The following is a 6,193-nucleotide window of genomic DNA, read 5'->3' as shown; positions in this document are numbered from 1 at the left end:
ATGAATGGATTGAAATATCTGCTTACAAGAGTTGGGGAACTTTTGTTACCTCTGTGGAAAAAATCCTGAAAGAATTTAGAGAAAACTATGTAATTAATTTTGTCTAGCTACTTATGGGCGGGGCGGGTTTATTAATATCCGGGGTTTTGAAATTAAACCTACTGGTGAACCCGCCCCAACCGACCCGATTTTTAACTCTAAACCGCAGCTAAAACCCCGTCCGGCTGCTGATGTTCAACCGCCACTTCCTCTAAATCAGCACCGAAAATTTCACAGCTATTATTCGGACTTTCAATTAGCTTAATCTTGTGCAACTCTGCGCCCAATTCCCGAACGGGCGCAAGCAACAATTGCCCGATCCGAACAGCAATATTTTCCGCAGTCGGCACAACCTTCTCAAAATAAGCAATATCCTTATTTAAAAAAGAGTGATCGAAAGGTTCAACAACATAATCGTCAACGGCTTTTTGCAAAGCTCCCAAATCAGCAATCATGCCAGTCCGCGCATCAATTTGCCCTTTAACAGTCACCTCTAAATGATAGTTGTGACCGTGACCGTTGGGACGAGCACATTTGCCGTAAATTTCGGAGTTTTCTTCAAAGCTCAAATCGGGACGAGCCAACCGATGGGCGGCGCTAAAATGAGTGGACAAAGTTAGATAAGCTTCCATTCCGTTTCCTAAATATTCAGCCCAAAGTTCGGGATGTTCAAACAATTGAATTTTGGTCACAGGCAAATGAGGGGCTAGGCGCAGCCAAATTTGCCGTGCTATGTTTTCAGTAGTTGGCAGAGTCTGCTCAAATTCCGGCCACGCTTCGTTAAGGTAAGAAAAATCGAGATCCTTGATAACTTCCCGCTTGATGACGTGCTTGACATCAGACAGGTTGAGCACCATGCCGTACTCGTCGAGTTCGCCTATCATGGAAACGTAAAGGACGTAATTGTGTCCGTGTCCCGGTGCGCGGGCAGTTGGGCCAAACCGCTCAAAGTTCTCGGCTTCGCTCAACTCCGGCAGCCAGTACCGGTGACTCGCCGAAAACTGTGCCCGACGATTGATGATGCACTGCATAAAAGTCAAGTAGGGTAAGCTTGTTAAGTTCTGTAAAGGACTCTCTTCTTAAGGATAAACTAATTTTTGCTGGAATTTTTCGATAATTTGAGGGTGCTGTAAATGAATTTCTACCAATTTTCCAGATATTGGCAACAAGTCGCTATTCGATCGAGCCGCAAGGCCCATTTTACGCCACAACACAGATATCCGGGCGAAAATATCGCTACAAAACAGTTTCTCGCCATCAGTTGCTAACCCATCAGTTACGAGTCTTTGAGAGAGTGCCACTGACCCGCACCTGTAACAGCGCGCGCCCGGAATTTCGACTTTTTAGTCTTGGCCCTGCCATCGTTAACAGTTTGCGGTTCAGTTGCGGCCAAAACTAATCACTCCTTACCAATCACCAATTACCCATTACCAAATATTAATGAATTCGATTACTGCAGGAGCCGATCGCTTTTTTGAAAATTGGTCGGGTGCGATAACAACCCCCCTCTTCTATATCGGGGACGCTCATCTGTCCATCAGTGCGATCGTTAAACTGATAATTTTAGCTATATTTGCCTTGGTTATAGCTAAGATTATCAGCGAAGGAATCAAGCGCAGCGTGCTAGTTCGGATGGGATTGGATCGCGGCAGTCGAGAAGCAATTTCCACCATTATTAGCTATATTTTAGCAACTATTGGCTGTATATTCGTCCTGCAAAGTGCCGGTATCAACCTCACTTCTCTCACCGTCTTGGCTGGGGTTGTCGGCATTGGTTTTGGCTTCGGCTTGCAAAATCTCGCCAGCAACTTTATCAGCGGTCTCACCCTGCTATTCGAGCACCACATTAGAGTCGGAGACTTTATTGAAATAGACAAGTTCTTAGGAACAGTAGAAACTATTTCGATACGCTCTACAATCATTAAAACTATTGACGGTCTCTTTGTAATTATACCAAATATTAAGTTTGTCGAGACTAATATTATTAACTGGAGTTACAAAGACGCTAGATGCCGCATCCACATCCCCGTCGGTGTTGCTTACGGCTCAGACCCAGTAATAGTTACGGAAGCGCTATTAATTGCGGCGCGGATGGAATCGAATGTCTTGTCCCATCCTTCTCCTAAAGTATGGTTTCACGGTTTTGGAGATAACGCTTTAAATTTTGAACTTTTAGTTTGGATCGATCAGCCACAGGAAAGCGATGCTATTAAAAGCGCAGTAAATTTTTTAATAGATTACGAATTGCGCCACCGGAATATCGAAATTCCCTTTCCCCAGCGGGATTTGTGGCTGCGAAACCCGCAAGAGTTAACTAAACTTTTTCACGATCGCAAAGACGATAATTCCAACGGCAAACTTTTTCCGCAGAATGCTAAACATTCAGCCGACCTCAAATCTAATCCCCCCGTTTCTGAACAGAAAAATCCAGCGCCTAAATCCCTTAATAATTGGACGCTGCGAGATTTGTTGCGGCGAGTAACTTATTTTGAACAGTGTACGGATTTAGAACTGCGACAGTTAATTGAATACGGCTACCGACAACTGTTTCCAGCAGGACAGGTGGTATGTAAGGAAAATGACCCTGGCGATTCTTTTTATATTATTCTTTCGGGGACTGTAGAAGTTCTTTCTCAAAAAGCCGGTCAGTATATTGCTACGCTTCACGAGGGCGAGTTTTTTGGGGAAATATCTTTGCTGTTGGGTACTCCGAGAACGGCGACTGTTAAAACTAGCGAAGATGCAATTTTGTTTGTGGTGGAACGCCACGATTTGCAAAAACTTTTAAGAGAACAACCGAATTTAGCAGATCAGATTGCTCAAAAATTGTCGGAACGCCAGCAAGCTTTGAGAGATTTGGGATTGTTAGATGGCGACTCTCTGGAACAAACTCCTTTTATTAAAATTCGCAAGCGAATTCAAGTTCTTTTTGGAATTTGAAAGAAGGCAGAAGGCAGAAGGCAGAGGGAAGAGGGCAGAAGGCAGAAGGCAGAAGGCAGAGGGAAGAGGGCAGAAGGCAGAGGGAAGAGGGCAGAAGGCAGAAGGCAGAAGGCAGAAGGCAGAAGGCAGAAGGCAGAAGGCAGAAGGCAGAGGGAAGAGGGCAGAAGGCAGAAAGAAGGCAGAAGGCAGAAGGCAGAAGGCAGAAGTAAGAAGGAAGAGGGCAGAGGGAAGAGGGCAGAGGGCAGAGGGAAGAGGGCAGAAGGAAGAGGGAAGAGGGCAGAGGGAAGAGGGAACAATCTGCTTTTTTAACTTTTAAATTTTAATTCATCCTGTGCTTCCCGTCGCAGTCTAGCGGCAATTCTAAACAGTTCTTGACCGGTGTGCAAGTGGCGATCGTCATAATTGAGGGTAAATAGCTGCAATTCTTCTATCCCGTCTCCGACTTGATTGATACAGTAATAAAGATGGGCAGCAACTCCGGCTACATTTGATGGATTGGGCATCGATCTAAGAAAGTTATGAGCTTTTTTGAGAAAGTCGCGGCTGGTTTCGATATAAATTTGAAACTTTTCTATCAGTTCGTCATCAAACGGATCTGCTGACAATTCGTCTATTTCTTTTTTAAGCGGCTTCAAGATGCTGTTGAGCATTTTATTGACTGGTTTGTATACTTTAATCAGCCACTGTTCCATTTGTTCGTCGGCGTCCCTTGCTGTTTGTTGTTGCTGGCGGCTGACGTTTGCTACACAGGGTGATTGTTGTTCACTTTGCTGGGAAAGTTGGCGATCGTATGATTGTCTTTGCTGGGCATCTCCTAATATTTCATAGGCTGCATTGAGGCGGACAATCTCTTCGTGACCGGCTGTGGAACTCTGGCTGTCTGGATGAAATAATTTGACTAAACGGCGGTATGCTTGTTTAATCTCGGCTTGTGTTGCGGTTGGGCTAATTTTTAGGGTTTTGTAGTGATTGGTAACGAAAGACACGCTGTTATTTCCTTGAAATCTGGATAATCTGCGAAAAAGTGCTTGACAAAAATATCATTATTTGCTACTTTATTAGGTATTTATTTGATATAAATGTCAAAAATTGTAAGTAAAAAACCTCAGTTTTCAACTTATCATAAATCTATTTTAGAAAAACATTGATGCTTTTGAAGTGGCAAGCCGATCGACATTGAGGACTCCTATAGCGCTGCTCCCGCCAACAGTTAGCTCCTTCTTTTCTTTTGTCTTCCTTCGCCACAAGAGCGCTCAGCACCCGCTTCGCTAACACGCCGAAAGCGGTTCAAAAAAAAGCACATTCAGAAATTCGGCATCATTCGCGATCGAGGGAGTTACAACCTATCGCAATTCTTTAAACTCAAAAGCCAAGCAGGGCGTACAGTGTACGCCCTGCTTTCAGCTTCTGCGACTTGGGCTGGAGGTTTGCCTAGTTGAGGGCCACCGCCAGATTGAGTTCTGGATCTTGGAACAAGGGAGTGCTCAGATAGCGTTCGCCGAAGCTAGGCTGAATCATCACAATCAATTTCCCTGCATTTTCGGGACGCTTGCCGACTTTCACTGCCGCACATAGTGCCGCACCGCTGGAAATACCCGACAAAAGTCCTTCTTCTCTAGCCAAGCGGCGGCCGTAGGCGATCGCCTCGTCATCGGTAACAACTATCACCTCGTCGATCGAATTCACATTCAGCACCGGCGGCACAAAACCAGCACCGATACCTTGAATTTTGTGAGGCCCTGGCTTTCCGCCCGACAGTACCTGACTGTTGGCCGGTTCAACGGCGATCGCCTTAAACTCGGGTTTCCGCGACTTGATCACCTCCGCCACACCCGTAATCGTCCCACCAGTCCCAACCCCAGAAATCAGGAAATCCACCTCGCCGTCTGTATCTTCCCAAATTTCCTCAGCCGTTGTCGAACGGTGAACCTGCGGGTTGGCAGGATTGCGGAACTGCTGCAACATATAAGCATTAGGAGTTTGGTCCACAATCTCTTGAGCGCGGCGGATGCAGCCGCTCATGCCCTCAATTCCCGGTGTCAGTTCTAGTTGCGCCCCATAAGCTCGCAGCATCGATCGGCGTTCCGTGCTCATCGTATCCGGCATCGTCAAAATCAACTGGTAGCCCTTAGCCGCCGCCACCATTGCCAGAGCAATTCCGGTATTGCCAGAAGTCGGTTCCACTAAAACCGTTTTGCCTGGACTAATCAGCCCTTCGGCCTCTGCTTGATTGACCATATTGACACCGATGCGGTCTTTCACCGACGCTGCCGGATTCATGCCTTCGAGTTTTACCACAATCCGAGCCACGCAGCCTTCAGCTTGGGGAATGCGGTTGAGTTGCACCAGGGGCGTCCGCCCCACCAATTCTGTAATGTCGCCAGCAATACGCATAATCTTTGTCAGTTTGTGGTTGAGAGTAAATTGTTAATTTCTAATAATTACAGATTTTCTTGTCTAATATCCTTCACTAGATGTAATACATGACATTGAGCTGCCGCCTGCCATTGCGTTTTTCGCACAGATCCTGTAAAGTGTATTTTTGCAAAACAGAGTTAGCTATTGAGCGCGCTTCTTGCCAAACTTCCCAAATCACCGCACTTTCTACAGTTTGAGCAGGCGAGTCTTTTTCAGAGCGATCGAAATCAGAGCCTTCGAGACAGTTGATAATTTCTAGGAGTGTAATTTTCCAGGGTTCCCTTGCCAAAATATAACCTCCCTTAGCTCCTCGCTGGCTGCGAATCAGCCCGCAGCGTCTCATTGTAGCCAGCAACTGCTCTAAATATCGATCGGGAATATTTTGCTGAGCCGCTATCTGGCGAATTTGCAGAGGTTCCCCCTCTGAGTAGCAATCAGCCAGTTCCAGCAAAGCCAAAATTGCGTATTCGCTTTTACACGAGAGTTCTACCATAATTTCACTTGAAAGTTCCATAATTCTCAACTCCGAAGTCAGATTTTAGAATTATTCTCAATTTTGAGTTCCAAATTCTCACTCCTCACCTTTGATTATACCCCGGTTCTCCACTGGAGTTTACTGACTTTCATAAATTCTTGTAATTTGTGGCGCTGGGCGTCTGGTGGCGCTAGGCGCGGTTGCTATGTCAGGATTAACATCCAGAGCTTTGATGCTTTGATGCGGGAGCATCCCAATTTTGTAAAAGGGGAAAAGTATGATACAGTTCCCCTTTTATTTTAGCTGATCCCTATATTATAG

7 protein-coding genes are annotated in these 6,193 nt (G+C 45.8%); 2 read left to right on the top strand and 5 right to left on the bottom strand.

Annotated features, from left to right (window positions below):
* Positions 1-197 precede the first annotated feature (197 nt).
* Together QUA99_RS32000 and QUA99_RS31995 are read right to left on the bottom strand one after the other, a co-directional pair.
* A complete protein-coding gene (locus QUA99_RS32000) occupies positions 198-1,070 on the bottom strand; it encodes a 6-carboxytetrahydropterin synthase (RefSeq protein WP_333245394.1) in 873 nt (290 codons plus the stop codon).
* A gap of 48 nt (positions 1,071-1,118) precedes the next feature.
* Positions 1,119-1,340, bottom strand: a complete 222-nt coding sequence (locus tag QUA99_RS31995; RefSeq protein WP_333245392.1) for a hypothetical protein — start codon at positions 1,338-1,340, stop codon at positions 1,119-1,121.
* 139 nt (positions 1,341-1,479) lie between these two features.
* Here QUA99_RS31995 and QUA99_RS31990 point away from each other — a divergent pair, with 139 nt between their 5' ends.
* The gene (locus tag QUA99_RS31990) at positions 1,480-2,979 is read left to right on the top strand and encodes a cyclic nucleotide-binding domain-containing protein (protein WP_333245389.1); all 1,500 of its coding nucleotides are present in this window, start codon (positions 1,480-1,482) and stop codon (positions 2,977-2,979) included.
* Positions 2,969-3,295 carry a hypothetical protein gene (locus QUA99_RS31985; RefSeq protein WP_333245386.1) on the top strand — a complete coding sequence of 109 codons (327 nt, stop codon included), beginning with the start codon at positions 2,969-2,971 and terminating at the stop codon, positions 3,293-3,295. The genes QUA99_RS31990 and QUA99_RS31985 overlap by 11 nt, the downstream gene beginning before the upstream one ends.
* Here the strand turns inward: QUA99_RS31985 and QUA99_RS31980 are convergent.
* The 3 genes from QUA99_RS31980 to QUA99_RS31970 form a co-directional block, all read right to left on the bottom strand.
* Positions 3,285-3,965, bottom strand: a complete 681-nt coding sequence (locus tag QUA99_RS31980; protein ID WP_333245383.1) for a J domain-containing protein — start codon at positions 3,963-3,965, stop codon at positions 3,285-3,287. The two genes, QUA99_RS31985 and QUA99_RS31980, sit on opposite strands and share 11 nt — an antisense overlap.
* A gap of 445 nt (positions 3,966-4,410) precedes the next feature.
* Positions 4,411-5,373 carry a cysteine synthase A gene (cysK, locus tag QUA99_RS31975; protein ID WP_333245381.1) on the bottom strand — a complete coding sequence of 321 codons (963 nt, stop codon included), beginning with the start codon at positions 5,371-5,373 and terminating at the stop codon, positions 4,411-4,413.
* A gap of 76 nt (positions 5,374-5,449) precedes the next feature.
* Entirely contained in the window at positions 5,450-5,890 is a 441-nt protein-coding gene (locus QUA99_RS31970; protein ID WP_333245397.1) for an Rrf2 family transcriptional regulator, read from the bottom strand.
* Positions 5,891-6,193 lie beyond the last annotated feature (303 nt).

This window comes from Microcoleus sp. F10-B2, from assembly GCF_036704965.1.
Classification (GTDB): domain Bacteria; phylum Cyanobacteriota; class Cyanobacteriia; order Cyanobacteriales; family Microcoleaceae; genus Microcoleus.
Note: the sequence above shows the minus strand (reverse complement) of the source record. Positions and strands in the feature narration are given on the sequence as shown.

Excerpts from the sequence above, each read along its gene's own strand:
- QUA99_RS31990 (WP_333245389.1), top strand. The coding sequence starts at position 1,480 with ATGAATTCGATTACTGCAGGAGCCGATCGCTTTTTTGAAAATTGGTCG.
- QUA99_RS31970 (WP_333245397.1), bottom strand. The coding sequence starts at position 5,890 with ATGGTAGAACTCTCGTGTAAAAGCGAATACGCAATTTTGGCTTTGCTG.
- cysK (WP_333245381.1), bottom strand. The coding sequence starts at position 5,373 with ATGCGTATTGCTGGCGACATTACAGAATTGGTGGGGCGGACGCCCCTG.
- QUA99_RS32000 (WP_333245394.1), bottom strand. The coding sequence starts at position 1,070 with ATGCAGTGCATCATCAATCGTCGGGCACAGTTTTCGGCGAGTCACCGG.